Genomic DNA, 26,689 nt, shown 5'->3' on the forward strand with positions numbered 1-26,689 from the left:
CCAGCAGCCGGGGCAGAGCCCCGGCTGTCAATCGTGCTTCATGGGCACAGATGGGGGGCTCAGCCCACCATCATGGCGTGATCTTCCAGCTCGTTGAGATCGATGTTGGGTGTGCCCGGATCGCTGAAGTCCTGCGGATCATTTGCCGCCGCGCTATCCGCGTGCTTTTCCTCGGGCAGATAGGCCTCGAGGCTTTCGACATTGTCCTCATAGACAAGGTCGGCCACGTTGATATCGTCATCGACGGCCGGATGATCGCCGCTGGCGTCATCGTCCTCGGCCGAGGCTTCGTCGATCGATGCAAGGCCCAGCGTTTCCGCGTGGAACGCGCCTTGACCCGCTGCCTCGCCGCTGTCTTCCGCACTGTCGGTCTCGATCGCCATGCGCGCGGCAGATGATGTGGCGCCGGCGTTCTCCTCATGCACGTCGATCTTCAGCGAGGCTTCGCTGGTGTCACCGCTGTCATCGGTGAGCACGTAGCGGAAGTTTTCCTCGCCCATGCCCGTGTCGGGCCCGGCCGTATAGGTCCAGTCGCCGGTTTCGAAGTCGAAGACGAGCCTGCCGCCCTGATCGGTTTCCACGTTGAGGATCGAGCCGTTGCCTACCGCATCGCCATGACTGTCGGAGATCCCGTTCAGATCATAGGTGTAGGTCTCGCCATCGACATCGATCGAGAGGATGCGGCCGCCATCGATGCCGAGAAGATCGTCATCCGCGGTACCGGCGATGCCATCGGCGCCGTTCAGCACATTGCCGGAGACATCCACTTCCTTGAGGACATCGAGCAATTCGTCCACGAGGTCGTCGAAGTTGCCCACCTGGACGACATGGTTGTCGCCATCGGCCTCATCGACATCCTGCAGCCGGGGCACCGTGACGCCCTGGCCGATGCCGACCGTCTGGACGTCGATTTGGTTGTTTGCAACGAAATCGTTCCATGCAGTCTGGGTAGCGCTCTGCAACGAATGCTCGATATTGCCGTTGCCGTCGGTTTCATACTGACGGGTCGGCTCGCCATCGCTCATGAAGTAGACGCGATTATTGTAACCGTCGATAGGCTGATAGGACTCCATCGTCTCGTTGACGGCCGCCGTGTAGTTGGTCTGGCCGCTATAGGGACGCTGTGAATCCCAGGCATCGACCTGCGCCGCGAATTCGGCATAGCTGCTGAAGGATACCGTCGAACTGGCGTCCGAAGAAAACGCCACGAGCTGGATCTGTACATCGCCCGTCGTGCCTTCGAAGAAGGCCTGACCGGCAGCTTTGACGGCCTCCAGCATTTGGTGGGCTTCGGTGTTGTCCACACTCCCGCTGAAATCGAGAACGAAGGCGATGTTGAAGTTCTCGTCGCTGATGAAGTCATCGCCGGCAAGCTGCAGGCTGATATCGTCCTCGTATGCGAGCGGAGCATTGCGCTCAAATGCCTGGGTATCCGTACCCTCAGAGCCGAGATTGCCGACCTTGTCGGTATAGCTCTCGTCGGCAACCGTGACGGTCAGGTCACCCCCGGCCTTTTCAGGCGTCACCCTAGCGGTCCAGGTATGACCGTCAACTTGCTGCAGGTTCGACAGCGTACCGTTGTTGACGCTGATGTCGGAGGCGTCGAAACCGTCGACGTCTTCGGAGAAAGTAAAGGTGACGTCACCGCCCAGACCGTTATCGTCGATATCGATATCGACCACGACGGAGGGGCCGTCGACGTCGAAGGTCTCGGTGTCGGCGCCTTCCGAGCCCTCATTACCGGCCGTGTCGGTGTAGGAACCGTCGGTGACGGTGGCCGTGACTTCGCCATTGCCGGTGGGCGTGATGGTTGCGGTCCAGACCTGGTTGCCGTCGCCATCGGTCGACCACGTGCCATCCGTGCCGAGATCGGCATTTTCCAGCTCAAGATCGGCTGCCGGATCGAAGCTGTCGCGATCGGTATCCGGCGAGAAGGTCAGCACCAGCGTGCCGTCCTGGCCGTTATCGGTGATCTCGACGCCGACCGTCGGCGCGGTGCGGTCGAAGGCTTCGCTGTCGGAGCCCTGCGTACCGGGGTTGCCGGCAAGGTCGGTATAGGAGCCGTTGCCGACGGCAACAGTGACATCGCCGGTGGCGGTCGGGGTGACCGTTGCCGTCCAGGTGGTGTCGTTGACCTTGGTGAGGTTGGAGAGCGTGCCGTTGCCAACGCTGACATCGCTGCCATCGAAGCCGGTGACCGCTTCCGAGAAGGTGAAGGTCACATTGCCGGTTTGGCCGTTGTTCTCGATATCGACCACGACGGACGGGCCGTCGACGTCGAAGGTCTCGGTGTCGGTGCCTTCCGAGCCAACATTACCAGCCGTGTCGGTGTAGGAACCGTCGGTGACGGTGGCCGTGACTTCGCCATTGCCGGTGGGCGTGATGGTCGCCGTCCAGACCTGGTTGCCGTCGGCATCGGTCGACCACGTGCCGTCCGTGCCGAGATCGGCATTTTCCAGCTCAAGATCGGCTGCCGGATCGAAGCTGTCGCGATCGGTATCCGGCGAGAAGGTCAGCACCAGCGTGCCGTCCTGGCCGTTATCGGTGATCTCGACGCCGACCGTCGGCGCGGTGCGGTCGAAGGCTTCGCTGTCGGAGCCCTGCGTACCGGGGTTGCCGGCAAGGTCGGTATAGGAGCCGTTGCCGACGGCAACAGTGACATCGCCGGTGGCGGTCGGGGTGACCGTTGCCGTCCAGGTGGTGTCGTTGACCTTGGTGAGGTTGGAGAGCGTGCCGTTGCCAACGCTGACATCGCTGCCATCGAAGCCGGTGACCGCTTCCGAGAAGGTGAAGGTCACATTGCCGGTTTGGCCGTTGTTCTCGATATCGACCACGACGGACGGGCCGTCGACGTCGAAGGTCTCGGTGTCGGTGCCTTCCGAGCCAACATTACCAGCCGTGTCGGTGTAGGAACCGTCGGTGACGGTGGCCGTGACTTCGCCATTGCCGGTGGGCGTGATGGTCGCCGTCCAGACCTGGTTGCCGTCGGCATCGGTCGACCACGTGCCGTCCGTGCCGAGATCGGCATTTTCCAGCTCAAGATCGGCTGCCGGATCGAAGCTGTCGCGATCGGTATCCGGCGAGAAGGTCAGCACCAGCGTGCCGTCCTGGCCGTTATCGGTGATCTCGACGCCGACCGTCGGCGCGGTGCGGTCGAAGGCTTCGCTGTCGGAGCCCTGCGTACCGGGGTTGCCGGCAAGGTCGGTATAGGAGCCGTTGCCGACGGCAACAGTGACATCGCCGGTGGCGGTCGGGGTGACCGTTGCCGTCCAGGTGGTGTCGTTGACCTTGGTGAGGTTGGAGAGCGTGCCGTTGCCAACGGTCACGTCGCTGCCATCGAAGCCGGTGACCGCTTCCGAGAAGGTGAAGGTCACATTGCCGGTTTGGCCGTTGTTCTCGATATCGACCACGACGGACGGGCCGTCGACGTCGAAGGTCTCGGTGTCGGTGCCTTCCGAGCCCTCATTACCGGCCGTGTCGGTGTAGGAACCGTCGGTGACGGTGGCCGTGACTTCGCCATTGCCGGTGGGCGTGATGGTTGCGGTCCAGACCTGGTTGCCGTCGCCATCGGTCGACCACGTGCCATCCGTGCCGAGATCGGCATTTTCCAGCTCAAGATCGGCTGCCGGATCGAAGCTGTCGCGATCGGTATCCGGCGAGAAGGTCAGCACCAGCGTGCCGTCCTGGCCGTTATCGGTGATCTCGACGCCGACCGTCGGCGCGGTGCGGTCGAAGGCTTCGGCGTCGGAGCCCTGCGTACCGGGGTTGCCGGCAAGGTCGGTATAGGAGCCGTCGCCGACGGCAACCGTGACATCGCCGGTGGCGGTCGGGGCGACCGTCGCTGTCCAGGTGGTGTCGTTGACCTTGGTGAGGTTCGAGAGCGTGCCATTGCCAACGCTGACATCGGACGCATCGAAACCGGTGACCGCTTCCGAGAAGGTGAAGGTCACATTGCCAGTCTGGCCGTTGTTTTCGATATCCACAACGACCGAGGGGTCTGTCAGGTCCAGATTTGTGGTGTCTGAATCGGAAATCGGGTTGCCGTTTTCGTCCTCGACCGGGTTGCCATTCTCGTCAGTAACAGTTCCAATCACCTCAACATCACCCTCGGCAATGTTGTCGCGCGGAATTTCATACGACCAGTTTCCGTTCTCATCGACCGGAATGGGCTCGGACGTGACAATGTTGCCGTTTTCGTCCGGGTAGGAAACGACAATGTAGTCGCCCGTGCTGCTACCGCTGACCGTCACGCGGTCGCCGGCCGGGTCGTCAGTGATATCCTGTACGTCGACCACCGGGAATACGGGCGCGGCATCGTCGTCGTCTCCGCCCCCGGCAAAGGCCAGGCCGCCGGCCCCGGCGGCGGCAAGTCCGCCCAGCGCCGCGAACGGGAATGGCGCCACACCATCAGCGCCGATCTCGGCGAAGGCGAAGTCGCTCCACGGACCGGAATACTGCCCCCACCATGCAATGCCGTCATCGTCGACAAGGATCAGTTCACTGCGCTCGTCATCGAAATCGATGAAGAAGTCGCCGATAACGATTGTCTCCCCGGCGGCCGTGACGATCAGGAGATCGTTGCCGTTCTGTTCGAACGAAACAACGCTTTCCGGCGCGATGGGAAGCTTGACTACAGACGCCTCGTCAAGCTGCAGACCGGTTACGGGCTGACGATGCTGGGAGCCGTCGCTCTTGTCGATAATGATTGCATCCATGGGAGTACTCCTCAAAAAACTCATTGAATGACAGCGCTACCACACTCTCACGGTGCAAAGACGCTTGCTCATCGGCGCACTGCTTCGCTATGTTGGGGACCCGTGTAGTGGATTGTTAACTACCACTTTAACGGAGGTCAGTAGCGCATACTTGCGTCGTCTGCAAGCCGTGTAAGTCATTTTTTCTGAACCGGAGATGAATTTTCGTATTTTTCATAAAGTAATGTTTTTACATATATAATCGCGCGATCTTGAGGTCACGGGATGTGAAATAGCTCGAAGCGCGGCCGATTCCCACTGTAAATCCAATCAGATGATTGAATCCAATATTACAGAAACATGACAATCAGGGCGAGCTTGAAACCAGCCAGGGCAAGCGCATTTTATGGTTGCATGCGATAGTTTTCCACAAGTTTTCTCTTTTTCTTATTCGTCCTTAGGTTGTGAATCATAAAACGGCCGGACGACAGCTATCGCTGCGCAAGCGGCGAGCGCTGCCGTGTCCATTCGGACGGCCGTCCTTCCTTCTAAAACTCAATGGAAACTTAGCGTTGACTTACGTCCTGGCCATCTTCGATAACGCCGGAACCCGTCATTTTGACTTTTCATTCCGCAACTTCGGGCTGATAGCTGGCCGTCAGCGCCTCGGCCCGCTCAATACGGTCCGAGGGCAAGGGATGGGAAGTGTTGTAAGAACGCCTTGCGCCAGGCGGCGCGTCCATGGACTGCATGGTTTTCAGGAAACGCACCAGCGCCGCGGGGTCGTATTCAGCCTCGGCCAGCAATTGGATGGCCATCGCGTCGGCTTCCAGTTCCTGTTGCCGGGAAAGGTCCGCGACTTGCGCGCTGGCGTCGGCGAGAAGCGCACGCACGCGATCACTGTCCGGCAGGGCCGCGGCAATGTCCGCGCTGGAGATGGCCGCCTGCCTCCCAAGGCGGGCGCGGGCTTCCGCGTGACCGGACAGGATATGGGCCATCTCGTGCGCGACGACGGCCGCGATCTCGCTCTCATCATCGGTCAGCGCGAGTAGCCCCCGCGTCAGATAGATATATCCGCCCGGCGCGATATAGGCATCGGGTATCGGCGAGTTCAGCACAAGGATGGTCATCGGCCTTCCGCCGGCGGCCTCAGATAGTCTCTTACCGATTTCAGCCAGTTCCCGCGAAACCTCGGGGTTACTGTACAGCCCGCCGGATTCTTGCACCAGGCGACGGCGAAAGGCGTCCGCCTCGCTTTGCTCCCGCGGCGCCGGCCCAGGGTTGACGGCCTGGCATCCGGCAAGGCCGGACAGAACCATCATGATGACGATGCCGCCGGCGCGGCATGAAAGAAAACCCGTGAAGGCCCGCGCCCAGCAGGCCGATTTATGTCTGTTCTTCATTCCGATGCGCATTCCCCGCGAAAACCCGTACTGTATTCACGCGTGCCGCATCATGCATAACGAAGTTTCAATCCAGCCTGTAACACAACGTGATACTTTTGAATTACAGTAAAGATTGACGGGAAGCCGGTTCTGAGGGCGAGCGCGGCAACGGCGCGGCCTGTACTCTTGGCCAGCTTACGGCGTTCGAACAGGTTCTCGTCCCGACGCCCATGCCCGGCGATAGCGTCGTTCTGGACAATCTGCCTGCCCTTAAGTCGCGGTCGTGCGCGAAGCCATTGAGGAGGCAGGGGGCAAGTTTGCGTTTCCTTCCGCCCTATTCCCCCGACCTCAACTCAAGCGAAATGGCCTTTTCCAAACTCAGGGCTGCCTTCAGGCCGTTGCCTGTCGGACCGTCGCCATCCCCTGGGAAAGGATCGGCGAAGCAATCCAAACGCTCTCCTCGTCTGGATGCAAGAATTACTTCGAAGGCGCCGGATATGAACCTGTTCAATGAGTTAGAGCGTCCTTTCTGCGTCCCATAGGACGCACAACGCTCCAAGGGACCGGATGCTGAAAGAACACTATTCTGCGCTCAGGGTTTCCTGGCATACTTGCGAAAACGCGTGTTTCTTGTTTTTCAGGCAGCTCTTGATTGTGAATGGGTTCAACCCGCCGCATACGTCTCTCATTTCTGACTGGCACATACTGGCGGTGACCCAAAAAGCCTGGCAAACGGGAGACAGTTTCGAACTGTTCTCCTCGACACAGGCCGATATGGCATCAGGCGTAAGCCGCCACGGCCGTAGACAAACGGAGCGGATTTCCGCTCCGCACGCTTGTTTGACCGCAGCCGAGGGCGCGGCGGCCATGGCGGCCTGTAGCGAGATGAGCACGCTCAAGGCCGTGATGAACGCTAGGCTCCAAGTAAAACGACGGCCTGCAATTGGCGCAGTTGTCGCATTCTGCTTAAAGCTGATGTTTGGTTGGAACCGCCCTTCGTGTTGGCTCATGGGGGTCAATCTCCTGGTTATCCTGAAGGCGTCGATCGGGAATTCGCACGGACCGAAGAGGATGGATTGCCGTCGTATTGCAGGTCGTCGAAGCTGAAGAGTTCGTTTGCCTCGGCAACTGGCCTCGAACAGCAAGAGCAAGGCTCCGTTCGCGCGGCGGCTGGAAGGCATCAGTGCGTCGCGAGCGGTTTGGGTTTCTTTTCGGTCCATTCCGGTGGCAGCCCGTAATTGGCCGCGATGGCGCCCAACACCCCGGGCGCTCGGCCAAAGGCGTCACAAGCGGGGTATTTGGGTTTTCCGCCCAGCCAGGATTGCACGCCGTGCCTCGTTGGAAGGGAAATGTCCCACATCTTTGGCTCCTTGCCAGCGATGAGCATTTCGGAAAAGTCACTCGCGAACTTTGATGCGAGGCCATAGGCGTCGCCCACCTCCGAAACGCGAGGATTGTCCTGGATCGCGTTTGCCCCGCGCGCCCAGACGATCGCCGCGCGCTGGACGCCGCCGCTGTCAACCGCCTCCGATTCAACTGCCAGCCCACCCAGGCCGATGGGCAGGCGTGGCACGCCGACGAAGGGAACATCGCTAGGTATGGCGAATCCGCCGCCCACGGTCACGACGGTTGCAATTCCCGCCGCCGTCTTGTTTGTCGGAACAACGTTGGTGATGACGGACCGGATCGTGATATCCGCCGGCTGGCCGGCTGGAACCATCTGATATTTTTCGCTCAGCGCGACGCAGAGTGCCCGATCCAGTGCATTGGACACCATTGAACGGTCGGCCCGCGCTTTGACACGGGATGCAGCGCCGAATGCGTATGTGGTCGGCACGATGCTGGCCGTCTTCGCCGCTGCTAGACCTTTGCCATCCACGTAAATTCGCTTCTTTGACAGCTTTCCCTTGGGAGCACCGAGATTGCTGTAGGAGGTCAGTGTTCCAGCGTCCTTCAGAGGCACCGAGGCACATCCGGATATCGCAACAATCACCGGCAAGGCCAGGCTGAGAACTCTCAATGGGAATCGTCGCGGAGGAGCGGCAAATCCCCGGAACGCGAAAATTGATGGATTGTTGGTCACGCTTTATAGCCTCCGTCACCGATGTTGGAGGGACGGTGCGAGCTTGGGATTGCCGCAACATTACAGACTGCTCTAAGGAAGGACGATTTTGCCGTTGGCATGAATGTACGGAAGCTCAAGGCACCCTTTGCTTCGGGATGCGGTCTCCACCGAATGATGCTCTAAGGCCAGTCAGGCCTCTCGCAAGACGAATGCCAGGATGCTGGCAATCCCAAGCGCGAAAGTTGCCGCCGCAAGGTTGTGCTCTTGCCCGCTCCGTTGGGACCGAGGAAGCCGGTAATGACGCCCGGTTCCGCGGTGAATGACAGATCCTTCACCACCAGCTTTTTCCCGTATCTCTTGGTAAGTCGATGCGCTCTGATGCCGGCTGCGGTTCCTTTGTCGAGAGGCTGGTTGGTATGACGCGTCTCCCCGTCCGCGAGAGGAAGAATTGCATGCGATTGGATGGCCGGCGCCATTCCGCGCATCGGGGACCGGCAGCGCCCAATGATGCTCATTCCGGCCTACCCCAGGACATAGACGTAGGCATAGGCGAAGGCGCATTCGGGGTTGCTTTGCGCCCTCGCGGGTTGCAAGCTACCACCAAAGGCTTTCGAGACCGGGGCGGCGGCAATGGTCGCCAACGAGGCGGCGAGCAGTGCGCGGCGCGTCAATGGGAATTGTCCGTGTCTTTGCACGGCGATGGGATATTGGTGATCGTCAATCATGCTCACTCCGGGAAAAATGTGCCCTGCCGAGCAGACAAAGCGGGCAGCTTCGACTACTTGGCAGAACAACCCGATGACTGGTCAAAAGGGATTGCGGGGCTCGGCCAACAGCGCCGGATCCGGTACAACCGATTGGCTCGCGACGTTGGCCAGCATCTGGTGCGCCATGTGGAAACCGAAGTCTTCGGAGATCGCCTTCTTCCAGTGTCGCGACAGGATGTTGTGGGTCGCCCAGCGCGTGTAGCGCGGCCGTTTCATCATGTAGCGGGCGAGGTCCCAGGCCCTTTCGAGAAGCTCGTCCCGGGGAAATATCTCGTTGACGAGACCGCGTTCGAGGGCCATTGGCGCCGGAATGGATTTCGCTGCGTAGATATAATACGCGGCGCGCTTTGGCCCCATCAGGGCTTGCAGCGCCATGCCCTGCCCGTCGCCCGGAGGACTTCCCAACCAGAAGTGTGGATCCATGAAGTCTGCATCCGGCGCTGAAAAGGTGACGTCGGACAAAAGCGCGAACTCCGTATGGACGCCGGGGCCGTTGACGGCCGCGATGGTGGGCATGTCGATGCTGTAGATGAAGTTTTCGATGTGCTTCCACCCGTCCATCATCCGTTGAAAGATGTGATCCGGATCCAGTTCCGACGCCGGTTTCGGGTTGAGCCCTTTCGGATCGCCCATCATCCATTGGTCGCCCGTGCCGGTCAGGATCAGCACCTGGTTCTCGGGATCATTGCCGACATCCTGCCAGACGCGGGCCCAGGCGTTGTGGGCGGCGTGGGTATGTCTGTAGGGGCCGTCGTCGGTGTGCATGCGCAACTCGATGATGCCGCCCTCGCGTCGCATCCTGAAGAAGCGCTCGTAGCGCTTCGCATAGTCATCGAACGATGTTGGTGCGGCATAGCCCGTCCATTCCGCGCTCGGATCCCAGGTCATGGACACAGCCTCCGGGAACGGGCGATAAAAACTGCGATTGAGATGCGCGCGAGGACCTCGGCTGGCAATGAAGCCCGCCAGCCGCTCGCCCACGATGTGCGATTGTCGTTTGTCATAAAGCTTGCTCTCGTTTCAACACCGCCGCAGGCTGCAACGGTCGCTCGCGAGCAACAATGGAACGCAAGAATTGCGTGGACATTACACGCCGCGCCGCGAATGCCCTTCGTGCTCAAAGCCGCATTGTCACCTTGGTGCCGTAGGAGCCGCTTTCGATACTGGCATGCCCGCCATGTTTTTCGACGATTTGCTTTACCAGGCTCAATCCAAGGCCTGCCCCGCGGCTGTTCGGGACCACGCGGTAGAACGGCTCGAACACCAGGTCCTGCTGATCTGCCGGGATGCCCAGCCCTTCGTCGCTCACGCTGATTTCGCCGTCCGCCAAAGCGGAAACCGTGATCGTCCCATAGCCGCCGGCGTGCTCGATGGCGTTGCGGATGAGGTTGCCGATCGCGCGACGCAGGGCCGAGCTATCGCCTTTGCGCTCGACGCACTCTGCCTCGCCATGAAACGACATCTCGTAACCTGCCGCGATTGCAAGCGGCGCGAGATCCGCCACCGCCGTGCGCGCGATATCGACGAGATCCACCGTTTCGTCGAGATCGATCGTCTGGTTGCCGCGTTCGAAATCGAGGAGTTGTTCCGCCATATCCGCCAGGCGCGCGACATCATCCAGCAATCGCCGGCGCTCCGGCCCTTCGGACAGACCCTCGATGCGCGTCTGCACGATCGCGATCGGCGTCCTTAGTTCATGCGCCGCGTCGATCAAAAAGCGCTGGCGTTTTCGGAACTCATTCTCGATCCGGTCGAGCGCGCCGTTGAATGCTATGACCAGAGGAGCAACCTCTTTGGGGATGCCAGCCACGGGAAGACGGTCCCCATGCCGGTGGGGTTCAATTTGCGACGCCATGTCAGCAACGTCGCTGACGCGCGCGATTGCATGCCCGACGATGCGGGGAACCGCGAGAAAGATGGCCGGCAGCGCAATTGCGAGCAACGAGAGGTAGATCGGATAGGCCTCTTTGAAGATCGTGAAAACAGGCCACCCTTTGCCGGCGATGCCGCCGAAGAGAATCCTGACTTCCCCGATCGGCGTCTCGACGTCCTCGATCGAAGCGATTTCACGCACACCGCTTGCTCCGCGAATATCGGCCGAATGAAACAGGCTCACCAGCGGAGAAATGGCGGCATAGTTTGCGGGAACAGTTCCGCGGGAGAGAGAGGCCCCGTCGGTTGTGGCGGCCACGAACCAAAGCCTGTCGTTCCGTTCCATCAACAATCGAAGCGCCGGCGTTTCTCTGAGTGCGAGCGTGCCATGACGATCGCGCTCAATCGCTCCCGCCACGGCGGATTTGACCTCCTGCTCCATGGCGACATTGGGCGAAAGAACCATCGTGCCATAGACGCAAAGCCCGAGGATGACCCCAGCAATGACGACCGAAATCACGAGACTGAGCTGCCAGCTCAATCGCCACCGGAGCGAGGGATTGGATTGGCGTCCGGGGCGCATCATTCCTCCCTCAGAAGATAGCCGACACCGCGGATATTGTGGATCGTTACCCCCGCCTCGGCGTCCGCCAGCCGCTTTCGCAGCCTCGAAATATGGGCATCAAGAGCGTTGGATTGTATTTCCTCCTCGTAGTTATAGACCGCGACCTCGAGCGTGGAACGGAGGACGGTCTTTCCCTTCCGCCTGGCAAGCGCCTGAAGGACCAGAAGTTCACGCCTGGGAAGATCGAGCGGCACGGTGCCAGACGTGACATCGAGATTCAGCGGATCGATCTGCAATCGCCCCACCCGGATAGTCTGTTCCTCCAGGGTTGGCGGACGTCGCAGCAGGGCGCGCACCCGCGCCATCAGTTCTTCGATGAGAAACGGCTTTCCAAGATAATCGTCCGCGCCGAGGTCCAGCCCCTCGACACGCTCCATCGGCTCATTTCTGGCGGTCAGCACGATGACGGGCGTATCAACCCCGGCCCGCCTCAGCTTCGGAATGAATGTCAGGCCCTCGCCATCCGGCAAGCGCCGGTCCAGCAGAATGGCGTCGTATGTGTTTTGACGTGTAAGCTCAAATGCATCCGCAAGATACACGGTATGGTCGATGACAATGCCGTGTCTGCTCAGCGCAGCCGACAGCGCAGTTGCCAACTCCCGTTCATCTTCAATCAGCAGGAGCCTCATCGCTTCTCCGTGTTTTCTGCAGGCAGCAGTCTTTCCTACCAAGATTGCAACAGCATTACGGGGATACAAGGGTTGAACGCTTCGGGGGGCAAGCCTTGGCCGAACGCTGGGACCGGACGACAGGTCCATGGCGGACAAATCATTCCGGCGGCGCAATCGTCCGCCCCCGGAAATCGGCTTTTAAGCCTCTGTCTATTTGCTGTCGATCCGTGCCTGAGAGCCGGTTTCAGTCTCGCTCTTTATCGTGCTCCAGGCCGGATCATCCGGATAGAGCGCGGTTCTGAGATAGGCCCAGGTGATGCGCTGGATGGCGGCAACGCGTTCAGGGCTTTCGTCCGATGTTTCCGCCGCGTCATAGCCCGATATGCCGCCGAAAATGTGTCCGGCATCCCGCACGGTCAGCAGCGACTTGGGGGCCGGAGCAAGCCGGTAGGCGTCGGCCCGCCAGTCCGCGCGCTCGGAGAACATCGGGTTGATGTCCTTGTCGCCCGTCACGACCAGGCAAGGCGTCGTCATGAAGCTGAAGTCGCTGTTGACCAGGGCCGGATAGCGTTCGGCTATTGTCGCGGACGCATCGCTTCCGCTGCCCGGCGGCGAGAACAGGACGGCCGCCTTTATTCGTGGCTCGGAGAGGTCCACGTCTTCACCATTTGCGGGATCCTTCACGCGCATGCCGGCCAGCATGGCGACGGTGTGACCGCCCAGGGAATGCCCCACCGCGGCGATGCGGTTCCTGTCGATACGTCCCGCAAGGCCGGGGACGGCGGTTTCGATCTCATCGAGATGATCGATGATGAAGCTCATATCCCTCGGGCGCGATTTCCAGAACAACGGCCCCTCGGGACCGCTCGTATCGAGGCCGAGTGTCTTGGAATTCTGGTGCGTTGGAATGATCACCACAAAGCCGTGGGAGGCATAAAAGTCGACCAGCGGGCCATAGCCTCGCATCGAGGCGATGAAATTGGACGAGCCGTGGCCGTGAGACAGCAGGAGCACCGGCAGTTTGTCGCCCGTCGCCGGGACAACGACCCGCATTTCGAGCGGCGCCTGTCGACCCGGGACCTCGAACGTCACCGGACTGAAGGAAAGGATGGGTGTCGCCATCGGTACCGGTGGCCTGTCCGGTTTTACGGTTGGTTCGGACATGATCTTGGTCTCCATTCGCGGGATGATGTTTCAGGGGGCAGGCCTTCGTTCAGACCGAGTCCAGTATGTCCTGGATGAGTCCGGCCTTCTGCAGGGGTTGCCATTGCAGGTTCTGCCTTGTCAGGTGACTGGATGCGGGAACGTCCATGCGCGCGATCCGGTCGAGCCAGCCGAAGTGGCCAGCCGAGTCTTCTTCGGAAAGCGACCTCACCGGCACATCCAGCCGTTTGCCGATCGCTTCGGCGACGTCGCGGACTGTCACGCCTTCTTCGCTCACAGCATGATAGCGCTCGCCACTCACACCATTGTCGAGGACAAGACCGTAAAGCCGGGCGGCATCGAGCCGGTGAACCGCCGGCCAGCGGTTTTGTCCGTCGCCGACATAGGCCGAGACGCCGTGATTGCGCGCATGATCCATCAGATAGGAGGCAAATCCCTGCCGATTGCGGTCGTGGACCTGCGGCATCCTGATCACCGACACGCTGACGCCGCTGTCTGTCAGCGCCATCGCCACCTGCTCCGACACGCGTGGCATGCCATGGGCACCGGCCGGCAGGATGTCGGTCTCGGTCGAAACCCGTCCCATCAAGGGCGGCAGGCCTGATGTGACGATGAACCTTTTGCCCGATCCGGCAAGGGCGCCGCCCATCGCCTCGATCGCGATGCGGTCCATCTCGCAGTTGTCCGCCATGCGTGAGAAATCATGATCGAAGGCCGTGTGGATGACAGCGTCCGCCTGCTCCGCGCCCCGGCGCAGGCTCTCCAGATCACGCAGATCGCCTTTCAGGACATCACAACCCGCTTGCCGCAAGACTTCGGCAGACGGTTCCGACCGCGCCAGTCCCAAGACTTGGTGTCCCTCGTCGAGCAGGTTGGCCACGATCGCCGAACCGATGAACCCGGTCGCGCCGGTTAGAAAAATGCGCATTTCATATCCCTCAAATAAGTCCCCTGGTTTCTCTGCTGGCTTTTTGAAGCCCGACGGCGTATTAAGCGGAACAGTCTTCCGTCTATATACGGAACATTGTTCCGTTTAACAAGCGTCTATTGGAGATTTTCTGGAATCCATGGCTGGCAGATCGTCGGAACGGAGCGTGCGCGCAGATGCGCAGCGCAATATCGAGACACTGGTGCGCACCGCACGCGACGTGTTCGCCACGTCGGGGGTCGAGGCGCCGATGCGCGAGATCGCGGAAAAGGCGGGTGTCGGTGTCGGGACCATCTACCGCAACTTTCCGCAGCGTTCCGATCTGATTGCAGCGGTTTTTCGCAGTGAGGTCGACGCCTGCGCGGACGCCGCGGCCTCTCTCGCGGAAGCCTATCCTCCCGCAGAAGCGCTCGAACGCTGGATGCAGCGCTATGTCGACTTCATTGTCGCCAAGCGCGGACTGGCCGCCGCGCTCCATTCGGGCGACCCGGCGTTCGAAGCGTTGCCGGCCTATTTCGACAGCCGGTTCGAGCCTGCGCTGCAAAGATTGCTCGATGCCGCCGTCGCCGCCGGAGAAATACGTCCCGACGCAGACCCGTATGATCTCCTGCGCGCGGTCGCGAGCCTGTGCATGCCGTCAAGCGACGGCAATCCAGCAGCCGCGCGCCGGCTGGTCGCGCTGTTGGTGGACGGGCTGCGTTATCGCGCGGCCGGTCAGCAGGGCGCTGCTGGTCCCTCACACGAGCCCGACTAGTCGCCGGGCAAATCTTCTCAGGCAGCCTAGGCGCGCTGGTTTCCCGGAACCCCGCCGGGCCGCCGCAAGAGAATGGCGTCCGATATGATGTCGAACAGATGATCCGCCCGCGGGACGAGCGGAGGCTGGTCGGCAAGCCACGCCAGAGCGCTGATCAGGGCGAAGAGATCATTGCCATCCATGTCCAGCCGCGCCAGCCCGCTCGCCTGCGCCCGCTTCAGAAGCCCCGCCCCCGCCTGGCGCAGATCGACACATGAGGAATGCAGGGCGGAATTTTCGTCAGCGATCGCGGCCACCATCGGCGCGATGACGCCCTTGTAGTTGTGCGTCACCGCAATCGCCTCGCGCACCCATATCAACAGCGCTTCGTCGGCCTCTTCGCACTGTGCCAGCTCGCCCGCCCGCACGCTCAACGCATCGAAGCTTGTGCGGAGCAAGGCCTCCAGCAGGGCCTCGCGCGTGGGAAAGTGGCGGTGCAGCGTTCCATCGCCAACGCCAGCCTTGCGGGCAATGTCACGCAGCGACGCATCCGCGCCGTCCCCGGAAAGAAGGTCGCGGGCGACAGCGAGGATGTGATCGTAATTCTTTCGGGCGTCTGATCTCATGATGTCACTTAACAGGTGGAGCTCCACCCCGCCTAAACGGGGCAATGCTCCAGCTGTAGCACGCTTGCCTTGCGAGAACAAAGCGGTGCCGAATGGCTGTAGAACGCTTCCACCGGAATGGCGGCTCTCCGGTCCTACCCCATGGGAGCAATCACCAGCTTTCCCTTGGGGTTGCCGGTCTTTTCGAGCGCAATAATGGCCGGGATCGCTTCCGACAGCGGCACGACGCGACCGATCACCGGCGCCAACTTGCCTTGCCCGGCCGCTTCGGAAATGCCCGCGAAGCTTTCGGGGGTTGGATTGGCGAACACGATGTGATGACGCGGTGAAAACAGGCAGCCGACCATCTTGGCGGGCGTCGGGACGATGTGCAGCGATAGGCCGCTCTTCTTGAGCATCGCGCCGCACTGGCGCAGCGACAGCGCGCCAGCAGTATCGAAGATGACATCGAACCGGCGTTTATAGGCCCCGATATCGAAGGCGTTGTAGTCGATCACCTCGCTTACGCCCAGCGCCTGAGCCTCCTCGCGCCCGGACGCACGACAACTGCCAGTGACGATTGCCCCTTGCATGCGTGCGATCTGCACCGCCGACCGTCCCACACCGCCCAGACACCCGGTGATCAGGACGGACTGACCGGCTCTCAGTTTAGCCTTTGCGATCAGTGCGATCCAGGCTGCTGAACCGACGACCGTCAGGGTCGCCGCCTGCTCGAACGTTAGATTCAATGGCTTCAGCGTAACCGCTTTTGCGTCCGCCACGACATAATCCGCGAAAGCGCCGGCTTGCCGGATGGTCGTTGCGCCAAAGACTTCGTCGCCTTGCCTGAATTGATCGACGCCGGGGCCCACGGCTTCGACCACACCGGAAAAGTCATGACCCAGGCCGCGCGGAAAGTGTGAACCGGACAAAATTTTCATTTCTCCGCGCCGGATCTTCCAGTCCATCGGGTTGACGGACGCGGCCCTGACCTGAACCAGAATCTGGCCGCGTCCGGGTTTCGGCTGATCCACATCGGCGAGCGTAAGCTCTTCCGGCTTGCCATACCTGAAATACTGGATGCGCTTCATGACTGGTACCCGTCGGTTTGCTCAGCGCTCATATCAGTTCGCAGCGTGAAACCCATCATCAGCCCGCCCACCAAACCCAGATAAAGGCCGCCCCAAGCACCGCTTCCGCGATGACCGAACGAAAGATGCCCGCACTGACGCGCCGAGCCAGGAATTCGAATAATCCCAGACCTGCCAACAGCAGGGCCGTTCCGCCGATGACCAGACACACCGCTGAGCGGATTTCCGAAGGGCCGGCTGTTCGCCCGAGGAAAAATATCAGGGCGAGGCCAAGATACATCAGGCCCATCCGGCGAAACAGAATGAGCGCTCCGGCCGTGCTTTCGAGCCCCCACTCCTTGAGCACGCTCCCGCCGAAAAAGACAAATCGGATACCGAGAGCGCAACAGGCGAACATCATCACGAGCGCCAATATCCCAAAGGTCAAAGCCGATCTCCCTGCGCAAGTGTTCGCTGAACCGCAAAAGCATCATAGGCCGTCGACTTCAGACGAACTATGCGCCAAAATCCTGCTTTTGTTGGAGATCATCCAGAATGGATCCGCTGTCCGATATCATCTCCTTCCTGCGACTGCGAAGCTATCTCGTGGGCGGCTTCGAGGCCGGCGGGAGTTGGTCGATCGGCTTTGACGCCCATGAGGCCGTCAAATGCTATGCCGTCACCGCCGGCGCGTGCTGGATTGCTGTGGAAGGCGGGGGCGAGCCTGTGCTTCTGCAGAAGGGCGATTGCTTCATGTTGCCACGCGGCCAGCCGTTTCAGATCGCCAGTGACCTGAGCCTGCCGCCCGAGGACTGGCGGCGCTACTTTCTCGGCGCTGAAGAAGGCACGCTGGTGAAACTCAACGACGGATCAGACGTGACGGTGCTCGGCGGCCATTTTGCGCTTGCGGGCCCGCAGGCCGAGATTTTACTCGGCATGCTGCCGCCAATCGTCCATCTGCGCGGCGAGGCTGAAACGCTGCGCTGGGCCTTCGAGCGGATGCGGCAGGAACTGACCGATCTCAAACCGGGTGGCATCCTCATCGCACAGCAACTCGCCTCGATGATCTTCATCCAGGCGCTCCGTCTCTACCTCAACGAGAACAAGGGGACCGGCTGGCTGTTCGCGTTATCGGACCAGCGCGTGGGGGCGGCCATCAAGGCGATCCATCGGGAACCGTCGCGGCGCTGGACGGTGGAAACGCTTGCCACTGAGGCCGGCATGTCGCGCGCCAGCTTTGCGGCGCGGTTCCGGCAGTTGGTCGGCGAAAGCCCGATCGAATATCTCACGCGCTGGCGGATGCTCCTCGCCGGACGCCGTCTGGAGCATGGCGAAGCCATCGGCGCGATTGCCCATGCCCTCGGCTATGAATCGGAAAGCGCGTTCAGAACCGCCTTCAAACGCGTGACGGGCACGACGCCCCGCCATCACGCGCGTTCGTCGGGACAGAATGGCGCCGCGCGTTTCCTCGCCTAGCGCCACGTCGTTGTAGATGCGGCGCGAGGCGTGTCGACACACTCCCCGGAAACAGGATCGCGGGGGACAGCGAGGACGCGGTCGTCGTTCTTGCGGCCGTCTGATTTCACAATAACGCTTGACAAATGGAGCGCCGCCCCGTTTAAACGGGGCAACGCTCCACATAATGCGGGGCAGTGCTCCATCTGCAGCGCATTTGCCTTGAAAGGACAAAACCATGTCGAATGAAACAATGAAAGCCGTCCGGATCCACGCCTTCGGCGGCCCGGATGTTCTGCAATACGAAGATGCGCCGAAACCCGCGCTTCAGCCGGGCGAAGTCCTGGTGCGCGTCCACGCCATCGGGATCAATCCTCCCGACTGGTACCTGCGTGACGGCTACAGGGCGCTTCCGCCGGAATGGCGGCCGCAGGTCGACTTTCCGCTCATTCTGGGCACCGACATCTCAGGGGTGGTCGAGGCGGTCGCCGATGATGTCGAAGGCTTTTCCGCCGGCGATGAAGTCTATTCCATGGTGCGGTTTTTCAGCGTCGGGGAAAGCAAGGCCTATGCGGAATATGTCAGCGTGCCGGCGTCCGAGCTTGCGAAGAAGCCCGCCGGCATCGATCACATTCATGCCGCCGCCGCACCCATGTCGCTGCTCACCGCCTGGCAGTTCATGGTGGCGCTTGGCCACAGCGAACCGAACCCGCTGCAGCCAGGCCCGCATCAGCCGGTTCCGCTCGAGGGCAAGACCGTGCTGGTGAACGGGGCCGCGGGCGGCGTCGGGCATTTCGCGGTACAGGTGGCGAAGCTGAAGGGCGCACATGTGACTGCGGTTGCCTCAGGCGGACATGAGGCCATTTTGCGCGTCCTCGGCGCCGACGAATTCATCGACTACACCAAAACGCCTGCCGAGGACGTGGCCCGCGACCTCGATCTCGTCGTCGATGCGGTGGGTGGTCCGACAACGGGCCGTTTTCTCAAGACCCTGAAGCGCGGAGGCGCCCTGTTTCCGGTCTACCCGCTTGGGTTTGCGGATACCGAAGAGGCCGAAAAACGGGGCATCACCGTGTCCGCAACCCAGGTCCGTTCCAGCGGAGCGCAACTGGCGGAACTCGCCCGCCTGCTCGATGACGGGACAATCCGCGCCGTCATCGACAGCACCTATCCGCTTGCCGAGGCGCGCCAGGCGCATGAACGGGCCGCCGAGGGCCATATCCAGGGAAAGATCGTGCTGACCGTCGGCCTGTGAACGGGAGGAGACCGACATGCTCATGCTCATGGGTTACATCCACATCGATCCGCCGGACATCGACGCATTCGTCCGCGACGTTCAGGCGATCAGTCTCAGCACGAAGGCCGAAGAGGGCTGCCTGTTCTACGGCATCACCCTGGATGACAGGCCAACGGGACGCTTCCTGGTGGCAGAGCGCTGGCGGGATGAGGCAGCGCTGACGGCCCATCTCGCAAGGGCGGAAACGCTTGCATTCCTGAAGACCTGGGGCGACCGGATGAAAGGCGACCTTCAGACCTACGCGGTGATGGAGGAAAGGCCCGGTTTCGACTGAACCGGGGGACCAAGCCGATGCCCGCGCCCGCATGTGGCGCGGCATTCCAATGCGGGCCGGCTGTCAACGCCAGTCCCGCCTGCCGCCACCGCCGGGTGGATCAGCGCAAGCCGTTTTATTGTCTCAACAGCACAAAGCGCATTGGGGCGTCATCCCCAATTCCCTCGGATGGGCCTGAATCATTCCCACTCGATTGTGCCCGGCGGCTTGCTTGTCACATCGTAGACGACGCGGTTGATGCCGCGGACCTCGTTGATGATGCGGGTGGCGGCCTTGCCGAGGAAGTTCATGTCGTAGTGGTAGAAATCGGCGGTCATGCCATCGACCGAGGTCACGGCGCGCAGCGCGCAGACATATTCATAGGTGCGGCCATCGCCCATCACGCCCACGGTCTGCACCGGCAGCAGCACGGCGAAGGCCTGCCAGATCACGTCGTAGAGTCCGTTTTTCCGGATTTCATCGAGATAGATGGCATCGGCCTCGCGCAGGATGTCGAGCTTTTCCTTCGTCACGCCGCCGGGGCAGCGGATCGCAAGGCCTGGCCCCGGGAAGGGGTGACGGCCGATGAATGAGTCCGGCAGGCCGAGTTCCTTGCCGAGCACGCGGACCTCGTCCTTGAACAGTTCGCGCAGCGGCTCCACAAGCTGCATATTCATGCGCTCGGGCAGTCCGCCGACATTGTGGTGCGACTTGATGGTGACCGAGGGACCGCCGGAAAACGACACGCTTTCGATGACATCCGGATAGAGCGTTCCCTGCCCCAGGAAATCGGCGCCGCCGAGTTTTTTGGCCTCTTCCTCGAAGGTCTCGATGAACAGGCGCCCGATGATCTTGCGCTTGGTTTCCGGATCGGCGACGCCTTCGAGCTCGCCGACGAACTTGTCGACCGCATCGACATGAATGAGGTGAAGATTGTAGTGCTCGCGGAACATCGCGACCACTTCATTTGCCTCGTTCTTGCGCATCAGGCCGTGGTCGACGAGGATGCAGGTGAGCTGGTCGCCGACCGCCTCGTGGATCAGGAGCGCGGCCACGGAGCTATCGACGCCGCCCGAAAGGGCGCAGATCACCTTGCTGTCGCCGACCTGATCGCGGATCTTCTGCACCATCTCGGCGCGGTAGGCCGCCATCGACCAGTCGGATTTCAGCCCGACGATCTTGTGCACGAAGTTGGCAAGCAGCCTGCCGCCATCGGGCGTATGCACCACTTCCGGGTGGAACATAGTGGTGTAATAGCGCTTGTCCTCGTTGACGCAGATCGCGAACGGCGCATTCGGAGAGACGCCGATGATCTCGAAGCCCTCCGGGGCCACGGTAACGCGGTCGCCATGGCTCATCCACACCGGATATTTCTTGCCGACCTCCCAGATGCCCTCGAACAACGGCGAGGCCTTCAGGATCTCGACATCCGCCCGGCCGAATTCAGCCGCGTGACCACCCTCGACCGCCCCGCCAAGCTGCACGCATAGGGTCTGCTGGCCGTAGCAGATCGCAAGGATCGGCACGCCGCTGTCGAACACGGCCTGCGGCGCGCGGGGCGAGCCCTCGCGGGTGACCGAATCCGGACCGCCGGAGAAGATCACGCCCTTCGGCTGCAGCCGTTCGAACCCTTCCTCCGCCTTCTGGAACGGAACGATCTCGCAATAGACGCCGGTCTCGCGCACACGCCGCGCGATCAGCTGCGTCACCTGGCTGCCGAAATCGATGATCAGGACGGAATCGGGATGGGAAATTTCTGGGGTCACGGCTGGGGCCTTCCTGTCGGTGAAAGCTAAAAACCGGCCTTATAGGGGAATCGCGCCCGTTTCAATGGCGGTTTCCAGCCGATCGATGGCGGCAGCCAGTTTTTCATCGATTATGTGCAGATATTGCGTCCAGTCATCGACATGCTTCAGTTCGGCCTTGCCATCGGAAATCCCGCGCAGGGCGACGAGCGGCAGGTTGAAAACATGGCAGGCGCGCAGCAGCGCGAAGGTTTCCATGTCCACCATATCGGCGTCGATGGCATCATAGGCGGCGCCCGACACGATATTGCCGCCGGTGGAAAGCCGCGCCTGGGGCAGGCCGGGAATGGTGAAGGGCAGCGTAACCTCCGCCGGCAGGTCGAGGAACGGCGTGCGGCCTTTTTCGAAACCGAGCGGCGAGGCATCCATGTCGCGATAGGAGACCGAGGAGGCCTGATAGATTTGGGTCTGCTCCAGCGTGGCCGAGCCAGCCGAGCCGAGCGAAACCACCAGATCGGGCGCGGCGTCGGCGTGTTCCAGCATGGCAAGCGTCCTGGTCAGTCGCACCGCCGCCTCCACCGGGCCGATGCCGGTCATCAGCGGCGCGATCCGGGCCTTGAGACGCGCGCCATATTCGGCCGATGCGGCCATGACGAACAGCACGTTTTTGCCGGCGATCAGTTCGACCCGCATCAGCCTTCAAAGCCTTCCCGGTCGCGCAGAACCATGCATGTGCCGGACATCGAGGCGATCAGCTTGGCGGGGCCGTCGCCGATCGCATAGCCCCTGCCATCGGTGACAATGATGTTGGTGCCGGGCTTGGTGACCTCGCCGCGAAACAGGAACCGGCCGCCCCTGCCCGGCGACATCAGATTGACCTTGAACTCGATGGTGAGCAGCGAGGCGTCGGTATCGATCATGGTATAGGCGGCATAGGTGCAGGCGGTCTCGAGCCCGGTCGCGATCACGCCGGCATGGAGGATGCCATGCTGCTGGGTGAGCTTGGCATCGAAGGGCAGCTCGATCTCGACGACGCCGTGGCTGATGCGGGTCAACTCCGCGCCGAGCATTTCCATCGCGCCCTGGCTCGCAAAACTGTTCACGATCCGCGCGTGAAAATCGCCATGTTCGAATTCTGCCAATGCTTTGCCTTTACCGGAAACCGCCTTGCCAATGGGGCAAACCTGCCACGCCGCAGCGTTTCCGACAAGCGGCAAGCTCAGTTGAGGTAAATAAGCGCGGCGTTGAGCAGCGTGGCGAAGGCGACCCAGAGGGCGTAGGGGGCGAACAGGGCGGCCGAGAGGCGATCGGTATGGCGCGTGGCGCCGATGAAGGCGAGGATGGCGAGCAGCAGCACCAATATGATGATCAGCGCCGGGACCATCATCTGCAGGCCGAAGAAGACCGGCATCCAGGCGATGTTCAGCACGAACTGCACGACCCAGAGGCCAAATGCTCTGGGATACTCTTCGCGGCGCAGAAAACTGCGGGCGCCGGCCCAGCCGATGAAGACATAAAGCACCGTCCAGACGGGCCCGAACAGCCAGTCCGGCGGGTTGAAGGGCGGTTTGGCGAGCGACGCATACCATTCGCCCGGCATGTTGAGGAAGCCGGCCAAGAGACCGGCGGCAAGAACGCCGATGATGAAGAGCGCGTGAATGGCTTTGCTGTTTTTCATGAGCGGATAGATAGCGTTGCTAGACCGAATTGCCAATGAGGCGCACCGCATGCTGATCGAATGCGACATCATGGCGCGCGCCGGCGAACAGGCCGTCATAGGTGCCGACGGCGAAACCATGCGCGGCGTCGGCTATGCCGGCGGCGTTTTCGAGTTTTCCGGTCGAGACCAGCCGGCCGGTCGCCTCCTCCAGCGTCACCACCAGCCCCCTGGGCGAGGTCAGGCCGATCAGCCCGTCGCGGGGGTTGGCGGCGATCGCGCCGACATAATTGCCGAGACTGATCGTGACATCCTCCGGCAGCGGCTTGAAAGACAGCGCCTCACCGGGGGCGATATGGCCCACAAGCGGCGGCGTCTCGTTGCGCGGGCCCTCGAACTGGCAGGCAAACCAGATGCGGCCTTCTCCCCCCAGTGCCAGATGCCGCGTCGAAAGCTGGCTGAGGGCTGCGGGCAGCGCGTGTTTTTCGACAAGCGCGCCGCTTTCCGCATCGATAAGCGCCAGCGACGGTTCCATGTGATCGAGGTTCAGCTTGGTGCGGCCGAAATCGGGATGGGTTTCGATCCCGCCATTGGCGGCGATCAGAAAACGGCCATCGGGGGTCACGGAGAGATCGTGCGGGCCGATGCCATAGGTCGGATATTCGCCGATGCGGATATAGTTCTGGCGGGCATCATAGATGCCGATCACGCCGCGCCGGTTGTCGAAATCATTCTCGCTGGCATAGAGAAACCGGCCATCCGGAGAGAATGCGCCATGCCCGTAGAAATGCCGGTCGGGGATCGCGTTGATGATGGTCTCCGCGCCCGAGGGCGGCAACACCAGAATGAAGGTTCCGGGCCTGCGGGCGAATGCCGCCACTGCGCCCGTGGCGGGCGAAACGGTGAGACCGTGGATCCGGTCCGGCAGCGCGATCCGCGAAATGAACGCGCCGTCTTCCGCCATCAGCGCCAGCGCGAACCGGCCGTCCGGCATTTTGATGCCCGTTGCATAGACCGCATCGGCGCGCTCCAAAGCGAAGACGGCGGGCGCGGAAAGCCCGGCCAGAAACAAGCTGCCGGCGGCCTTGACGAAACTGCGGCGGTCGATCAGGGCCGAACGGGCGGACATGTCAGTCTCCGTCGGAGAAGGAGAAACCGGCGCCGAGACCGATCGCCCCGCCGTAATTGTCATTCAGCCGCAGGATCACGTCCTTGAGGTTCAGGATGATGTAATCGAGTTTGGCGCGCTGATCGGGGTCGTTGAGGACAACCTCGATATCGGGGTTCATGCTTTCCACCACGCCATCGAGCGAGGAAAACAGGAAGTTGATCGAGGACACGATCGAGCGGACGTCCTCGTCCAGCAGGTCCGCCATGCCGGCATCGTTCATCAGCGCTTGCAGTGCATCGAGATTGGCGAGCACCGAGGGCCATGTATTCTCGGAGCGCCAGTAGATCGCGCGGGTGGCGAAATTCGGCCCGTCCTCGCCTCGGTAGAAATATTCGATGCGCTGGTCGCGCACCGTCTCCGCGCCGTGGACCAGAATGCCGAGCAGCGCCGTCAGCGCCTCGTCATCGGTGCGAAACAGCGGATTGTCGGGGCCGGGATGCTTCCAGGCATCGGCGACGCCATCCTCCGCCTCCCAGGCGGCCGTCAGTTCGCCGGCGACGCGATCCATGTTGGTGGCAATCGCCTCGCCATAGCGGCAGCGATAGCTGTCGGGTGCTTCGAACATGGTTTCATATTGCGTGCCATAAAGCACGAATTCGAGCGCCAGCAGCCCCTGCATCGCCACGCTCTTCTGCGGCAGATAGTCGGGATCGAGCACGCTTTCATCTTTCTCGATGATCGCCGCCTGCACCTGTTTCAGGCCGATGCTCTTGCGGTCCGGGTAATAGAGGATGCGCTCGAAACGATGATCCTCCAGCACCGGGCCGGTGCGCACGATCTCGATCGCGGACCATGCCGCGACCGTTTCGTCGAAGGCCGCCGTTGCAGCCTGATAGCTGGTCTCGTCCGGTGCGGCGCAAAAGGCCTCGACAGCTTCCGACAATGTCCCGGTGGCGGCCGCGAAATTCTGGTAGCCGGGGCGGATGAAACCATCCACCGCCTGTTCCAGCACGCCGGGCACGGCGTCGCGGTTCATGGCAGCGGCGCTGCCGGCGGAAAGAATGACGAGGGTTGCGGCAAGAAACTGTTTCACAGCGACTCCAGGAATTTGATCAGCGCGTCGCGATCCTCTTGCGACGCATTGGCGAAATTGTCGCGCGCGGTCTCGGCTTCTCCGCCATGCCACAGGATCGCCTCGGTGCGGTTGCGGGCGCGTCCGTCATGCAGGAAGAAGGAATGGTCGTTGACCACTTCCGTCAGCCCGTTGCCCCAGAGTGGCGCGGTGCGCCATTCGCGGCCGTTCGCCATCGCCACCTGCTGGCCGTCGGCAAGCCCCTCGCCCATGTCATGCAGCAGGAAATCGGAATAGGGCCAGATCAGCTGGAAGCGATGGGCCGGGTTTTCCGCATTGCGGCTGGTGACGAATTTGGGGTTGTGGCAGGCGGTGCAGCCGGCCTCGTAGAACACCTGCTTGCCGCGCAGCACGTCCACGTCATCGACATCGCGGCGTGCGGGAACGGCGAGATTTTCGGCATAGAAGGTGATCAGTTCCATCACCGGATCGGGCGCTTCGGTATCGCCGAGGCGCGGCTGCACGCCGGTGGGCATGGCGAGGCACGCGGCTTCCGCCTCGGAGCAATCACCATAAGGGTTCGGCGCATGCGGCGAGGAGACGCCGATATCGCCGCTCATCGCACCGACGGACTGATCGTGGATCGTCGCGTTCTGCGCCTTCCAGCCGAAACGGCCAAGCTTGACCTCGCCGGTCACGGTATCGCTGACGATGTTGGGGCGGCCCGAAACCCCGTCGCCATCGGCATCGTCCGGGTCTGCCAGGCCGAGAATATCGGCGGGCTCGATCGCCTGCACCAGACCAAGGCCGATCATCGGGTTGGCAATGCGTGGCGAGAGCGTGGTGTCCTCGCCAAGCGGGCCGTAGGCGAGGTCCGCCACGCCATAGGTGGGGTGGCGCAGCGAAACCGTGCAGCCATCGCCGAGCGTGACGTCTTCTTCCCGGTAATCGATCGTCATCCGCCCTTCGGCGGAAAGGCCCGGCACGGCGAAATCCTGAAGCTGGCCGCCATAGACCGCGTCGGGGAAATTGATGGTCTCGTAATTGTCGATGCGCGCCTGCTCCTCCGGCGTGCGGGCGACCCGCGCAAGGCGCAGGAACATCGAGGTCGCATCGCTGTCACCTTCCGGCGGATGGCCGCGGCCATCCTTCAGATGACAGCTCTGGCAGGAGCGGGCGTTGAACAGCGGCCCGAGCCCGTCGGACGCCTGGGTGGAGGACGGTGACGACACCCAGAACTTGCGGAACAGCGCATTGCCGAGCTTGAAGGTTTCCTCCTCGGCGAAGGTGATGTTGGCGGAGGAGTGCGAGAAGCTGTCGCGGTTGACGTTCGCCGTGCTGGTCGCGGCGCCGCCCTGCATGATCTCGAAGGCTTCCGGCTTGGAAAAGTCGTCTGTCGGCTGCGTGACCTTCTCGACCCGGGCCTTGTCCTTCGCGTCAAGATCGGCGCGTTCGGCGGGCGGGGTCCAGTCGGCGGCGAAGGTCGTCGTAAAACACAAAGAAGCGGCCAGAGCCGCTGTCGTCATTGCAGGAATATGCCGTTTCATCATGCCATCACGGTCGTTCCGGCCGTCCTTTTT

At 61.9% G+C, this 26,689-nt stretch carries 25 protein-coding genes and 1 pseudogene; 5 read left to right on the plus strand and 21 right to left on the minus strand.

Annotated elements, in window-relative coordinates:
• Positions 1–59: 59 nt before the first annotated feature.
• Together Mame_RS21590 and Mame_RS21595 are read right to left on the minus strand one after the other, a co-directional pair.
• Complete coding sequence (locus Mame_RS21590; protein ID WP_169929169.1) at positions 60–4,715, minus strand: Ig-like domain-containing protein; 4,656 nt, start codon at positions 4,713–4,715, stop codon at positions 60–62.
• Positions 4,716–5,320: 605 nt separating this feature from the next.
• Positions 5,321–6,109 carry a M48 family metallopeptidase gene (locus Mame_RS21595; RefSeq protein ID WP_018063596.1) on the minus strand — a complete coding sequence of 263 codons (789 nt, stop codon included), beginning with the start codon at positions 6,107–6,109 and terminating at the stop codon, positions 5,321–5,323.
• 185 nt (positions 6,110–6,294) lie between these two features.
• On the opposite strand from Mame_RS21595, the pseudogene Mame_RS27715 reads away from it, so the two are divergent.
• Positions 6,295–6,621, plus strand: a pseudogene (locus Mame_RS27715) (transposase); the annotation flags it as partial.
• A gap of 39 nt (positions 6,622–6,660) precedes the next feature.
• On the opposite strand, the gene Mame_RS27155 reads toward Mame_RS27715, so the two are convergent.
• From Mame_RS27155 to Mame_RS21645, 9 genes are all read right to left on the minus strand, one after another.
• Positions 6,661–7,089 (minus strand): hypothetical protein, encoded by a 429-nt coding sequence (locus tag Mame_RS27155; RefSeq protein WP_155122168.1) that lies wholly within the window; start codon positions 7,087–7,089, stop codon positions 6,661–6,663.
• A gap of 170 nt (positions 7,090–7,259) precedes the next feature.
• Complete coding sequence (locus tag Mame_RS21610; RefSeq protein ID WP_051085077.1) at positions 7,260–8,144, minus strand: DUF3313 domain-containing protein; 885 nt, start codon at positions 8,142–8,144, stop codon at positions 7,260–7,262.
• Between the two features lie 179 nt (positions 8,145–8,323).
• Positions 8,324–8,659 carry an ATP-binding cassette domain-containing protein gene (locus Mame_RS27585; protein WP_335645162.1) on the minus strand — a complete coding sequence of 112 codons (336 nt, stop codon included), beginning with the start codon at positions 8,657–8,659 and terminating at the stop codon, positions 8,324–8,326.
• 6 nt (positions 8,660–8,665) lie between these two features.
• A complete protein-coding gene (locus Mame_RS21620; RefSeq protein ID WP_018063593.1) occupies positions 8,666–8,869 on the minus strand; it encodes a hypothetical protein in 204 nt (67 codons plus the stop codon).
• 81 nt (positions 8,870–8,950) lie between these two features.
• Positions 8,951–9,892 (minus strand): enoyl-CoA hydratase/isomerase family protein, encoded by a 942-nt coding sequence (locus Mame_RS21625; RefSeq protein ID WP_210162223.1) that lies wholly within the window; start codon positions 9,890–9,892, stop codon positions 8,951–8,953.
• Between the two features lie 136 nt (positions 9,893–10,028).
• On the minus strand, positions 10,029–11,366 hold the full coding sequence (locus tag Mame_RS21630; protein WP_018063591.1) for a sensor histidine kinase: 1,338 nt from the start codon (positions 11,364–11,366) through the stop codon (positions 10,029–10,031).
• A complete protein-coding gene (locus tag Mame_RS21635) occupies positions 11,366–12,037 on the minus strand; it encodes a response regulator transcription factor (protein ID WP_018063590.1) in 672 nt (223 codons plus the stop codon). The genes Mame_RS21630 and Mame_RS21635 overlap by 1 nt, the downstream gene beginning before the upstream one ends.
• A 192-nt stretch (positions 12,038–12,229) precedes the next feature.
• Complete coding sequence (locus tag Mame_RS21640) at positions 12,230–13,183, minus strand: alpha/beta hydrolase family protein (RefSeq protein WP_033409637.1); 954 nt, start codon at positions 13,181–13,183, stop codon at positions 12,230–12,232.
• A gap of 49 nt (positions 13,184–13,232) precedes the next feature.
• Positions 13,233–14,111, minus strand: a complete 879-nt coding sequence (locus Mame_RS21645; RefSeq protein WP_018063588.1) for an SDR family oxidoreductase — start codon at positions 14,109–14,111, stop codon at positions 13,233–13,235.
• A 139-nt stretch (positions 14,112–14,250) separates the two neighbouring features.
• On the opposite strand from Mame_RS21645, the gene Mame_RS21650 reads away from it, so the two are divergent.
• Entirely contained in the window at positions 14,251–14,865 is a 615-nt protein-coding gene (locus Mame_RS21650) for a TetR/AcrR family transcriptional regulator (protein ID WP_018063587.1), read from the plus strand.
• 26 nt (positions 14,866–14,891) lie between these two features.
• Here Mame_RS21650 and Mame_RS21655 read toward each other — a convergent pair whose 3' ends face one another.
• From Mame_RS21655 to Mame_RS21665, 3 genes are all read right to left on the minus strand, one after another.
• The gene (locus Mame_RS21655; RefSeq protein ID WP_018063586.1) at positions 14,892–15,470 is read right to left on the minus strand and encodes a TetR/AcrR family transcriptional regulator; all 579 of its coding nucleotides are present in this window, start codon (positions 15,468–15,470) and stop codon (positions 14,892–14,894) included.
• Between the two features lie 134 nt (positions 15,471–15,604).
• Complete coding sequence (locus Mame_RS21660; RefSeq protein ID WP_018063585.1) at positions 15,605–16,540, minus strand: NADP-dependent oxidoreductase; 936 nt, start codon at positions 16,538–16,540, stop codon at positions 15,605–15,607.
• Between the two features lie 58 nt (positions 16,541–16,598).
• Entirely contained in the window at positions 16,599–16,967 is a 369-nt protein-coding gene (locus tag Mame_RS21665; RefSeq protein ID WP_018063584.1) for a hypothetical protein, read from the minus strand.
• 107 nt (positions 16,968–17,074) lie between these two features.
• Here Mame_RS21665 and Mame_RS21670 point away from each other — a divergent pair, with 107 nt between their 5' ends.
• The 3 genes from Mame_RS21670 to Mame_RS21680 all read left to right on the plus strand — a co-directional run bounded on the left by Mame_RS21670 (position 17,075) and on the right by Mame_RS21680 (position 19,545).
• Entirely contained in the window at positions 17,075–17,995 is a 921-nt protein-coding gene (locus Mame_RS21670) for an AraC family transcriptional regulator (RefSeq protein WP_018063583.1), read from the plus strand.
• Positions 17,996–18,212: 217 nt separating this feature from the next.
• Positions 18,213–19,229: an NADP-dependent oxidoreductase gene (locus Mame_RS21675; RefSeq protein WP_018063582.1), complete on the plus strand. Its 1,017-nt coding sequence runs from the start codon at positions 18,213–18,215 to the stop codon at positions 19,227–19,229.
• 16 nt (positions 19,230–19,245) lie between these two features.
• Entirely contained in the window at positions 19,246–19,545 is a 300-nt protein-coding gene (locus Mame_RS21680; protein WP_018063581.1) for a putative quinol monooxygenase, read from the plus strand.
• 179 nt (positions 19,546–19,724) lie between these two features.
• On the opposite strand, the gene guaA is transcribed toward Mame_RS21680, so the two are convergent.
• The 7 genes from guaA to Mame_RS21715 form a co-directional block, all read right to left on the minus strand.
• Positions 19,725–21,290, minus strand: coding sequence for a glutamine-hydrolyzing GMP synthase (guaA, locus tag Mame_RS21685; RefSeq protein ID WP_018063580.1), 1,566 nt, complete (start codon positions 21,288–21,290; stop codon positions 19,725–19,727).
• 39 nt (positions 21,291–21,329) lie between these two features.
• Positions 21,330–21,962: a 5'-methylthioadenosine/S-adenosylhomocysteine nucleosidase gene (locus Mame_RS21690; RefSeq protein WP_018063579.1), complete on the minus strand. Its 633-nt coding sequence runs from the start codon at positions 21,960–21,962 to the stop codon at positions 21,330–21,332.
• Entirely contained in the window at positions 21,962–22,345 is a 384-nt protein-coding gene (locus tag Mame_RS21695) for a PaaI family thioesterase (RefSeq protein ID WP_085986550.1), read from the minus strand. Before Mame_RS21695 ends, Mame_RS21690 begins: the two co-directional genes overlap by 1 nt.
• Before the next feature lie 143 nt (positions 22,346–22,488).
• Positions 22,489–22,947, minus strand: a complete 459-nt coding sequence (locus tag Mame_RS21700; protein WP_018063577.1) for a TspO/MBR family protein — start codon at positions 22,945–22,947, stop codon at positions 22,489–22,491.
• Between the two features lie 19 nt (positions 22,948–22,966).
• Positions 22,967–24,055: a DUF1513 domain-containing protein gene (locus Mame_RS21705; protein ID WP_018063576.1), complete on the minus strand. Its 1,089-nt coding sequence runs from the start codon at positions 24,053–24,055 to the stop codon at positions 22,967–22,969.
• 1 nt (position 24,056) lies between these two features.
• Positions 24,057–25,073, minus strand: a complete 1,017-nt coding sequence (locus Mame_RS21710) for an imelysin family protein (RefSeq protein WP_079921014.1) — start codon at positions 25,071–25,073, stop codon at positions 24,057–24,059.
• 53 nt (positions 25,074–25,126) lie between these two features.
• The gene (locus Mame_RS21715) at positions 25,127–26,635 is read right to left on the minus strand and encodes a di-heme oxidoreductase family protein (protein ID WP_155122169.1); all 1,509 of its coding nucleotides are present in this window, start codon (positions 26,633–26,635) and stop codon (positions 25,127–25,129) included.
• Between the last annotated feature and the right edge of the window lie 54 nt (positions 26,636–26,689).

Source organism: Martelella mediterranea DSM 17316, assembly GCF_002043005.1.
Taxonomy (GTDB): domain Bacteria; phylum Pseudomonadota; class Alphaproteobacteria; order Rhizobiales; family Rhizobiaceae; genus Martelella; species Martelella mediterranea.

Coding starts and splice junctions, on each gene's coding strand:
- Mame_RS21595 (WP_018063596.1), bottom strand. CDS start 6,109: ATGCGCATCGGAATGAAGAACAGACATAAATCGGCCTGCTGGGCGCGG.
- Mame_RS21700 (WP_018063577.1), bottom strand. CDS start 22,947: ATGAAAAACAGCAAAGCCATTCACGCGCTCTTCATCATCGGCGTTCTT.
- Mame_RS21635 (WP_018063590.1), bottom strand. CDS start 12,037: ATGAGGCTCCTGCTGATTGAAGATGAACGGGAGTTGGCAACTGCGCTG.
- Mame_RS27585 (WP_335645162.1), bottom strand. CDS start 8,659: ATGAGCATCATTGGGCGCTGCCGGTCCCCGATGCGCGGAATGGCGCCG.
- Mame_RS21710 (WP_079921014.1), bottom strand. CDS start 25,073: ATGAACCGCGACGCCGTGCCCGGCGTGCTGGAACAGGCGGTGGATGGT.
- Mame_RS21630 (WP_018063591.1), bottom strand. CDS start 11,366: ATGCGCCCCGGACGCCAATCCAATCCCTCGCTCCGGTGGCGATTGAGC.
- Mame_RS21645 (WP_018063588.1), bottom strand. CDS start 14,111: ATGCGCATTTTTCTAACCGGCGCGACCGGGTTCATCGGTTCGGCGATC.
- Mame_RS21655 (WP_018063586.1), bottom strand. CDS start 15,470: ATGAGATCAGACGCCCGAAAGAATTACGATCACATCCTCGCTGTCGCC.
- Mame_RS21705 (WP_018063576.1), bottom strand. CDS start 24,055: ATGTCCGCCCGTTCGGCCCTGATCGACCGCCGCAGTTTCGTCAAGGCC.
- Mame_RS27155 (WP_155122168.1), bottom strand. CDS start 7,089: ATGAGCCAACACGAAGGGCGGTTCCAACCAAACATCAGCTTTAAGCAG.
- Mame_RS21675 (WP_018063582.1), top strand. CDS start 18,213: ATGTCGAATGAAACAATGAAAGCCGTCCGGATCCACGCCTTCGGCGGC.
- Mame_RS21670 (WP_018063583.1), top strand. CDS start 17,075: ATGGATCCGCTGTCCGATATCATCTCCTTCCTGCGACTGCGAAGCTAT.
- Mame_RS21715 (WP_155122169.1), bottom strand. CDS start 26,635: ATGACGACAGCGGCTCTGGCCGCTTCTTTGTGTTTTACGACGACCTTC.
- Mame_RS21590 (WP_169929169.1), bottom strand. CDS start 4,715: ATGGATGCAATCATTATCGACAAGAGCGACGGCTCCCAGCATCGTCAG.
- Mame_RS21680 (WP_018063581.1), top strand. CDS start 19,246: ATGCTCATGCTCATGGGTTACATCCACATCGATCCGCCGGACATCGAC.
- Mame_RS21660 (WP_018063585.1), bottom strand. CDS start 16,540: ATGAAGCGCATCCAGTATTTCAGGTATGGCAAGCCGGAAGAGCTTACG.
- Mame_RS21640 (WP_033409637.1), bottom strand. CDS start 13,183: ATGTCCGAACCAACCGTAAAACCGGACAGGCCACCGGTACCGATGGCG.
- Mame_RS21650 (WP_018063587.1), top strand. CDS start 14,251: ATGGCTGGCAGATCGTCGGAACGGAGCGTGCGCGCAGATGCGCAGCGC.
- Mame_RS21695 (WP_085986550.1), bottom strand. CDS start 22,345: ATGGAAATGCTCGGCGCGGAGTTGACCCGCATCAGCCACGGCGTCGTC.
- Mame_RS21620 (WP_018063593.1), bottom strand. CDS start 8,869: ATGATTGACGATCACCAATATCCCATCGCCGTGCAAAGACACGGACAA.
- Mame_RS21690 (WP_018063579.1), bottom strand. CDS start 21,962: ATGCGGGTCGAACTGATCGCCGGCAAAAACGTGCTGTTCGTCATGGCC.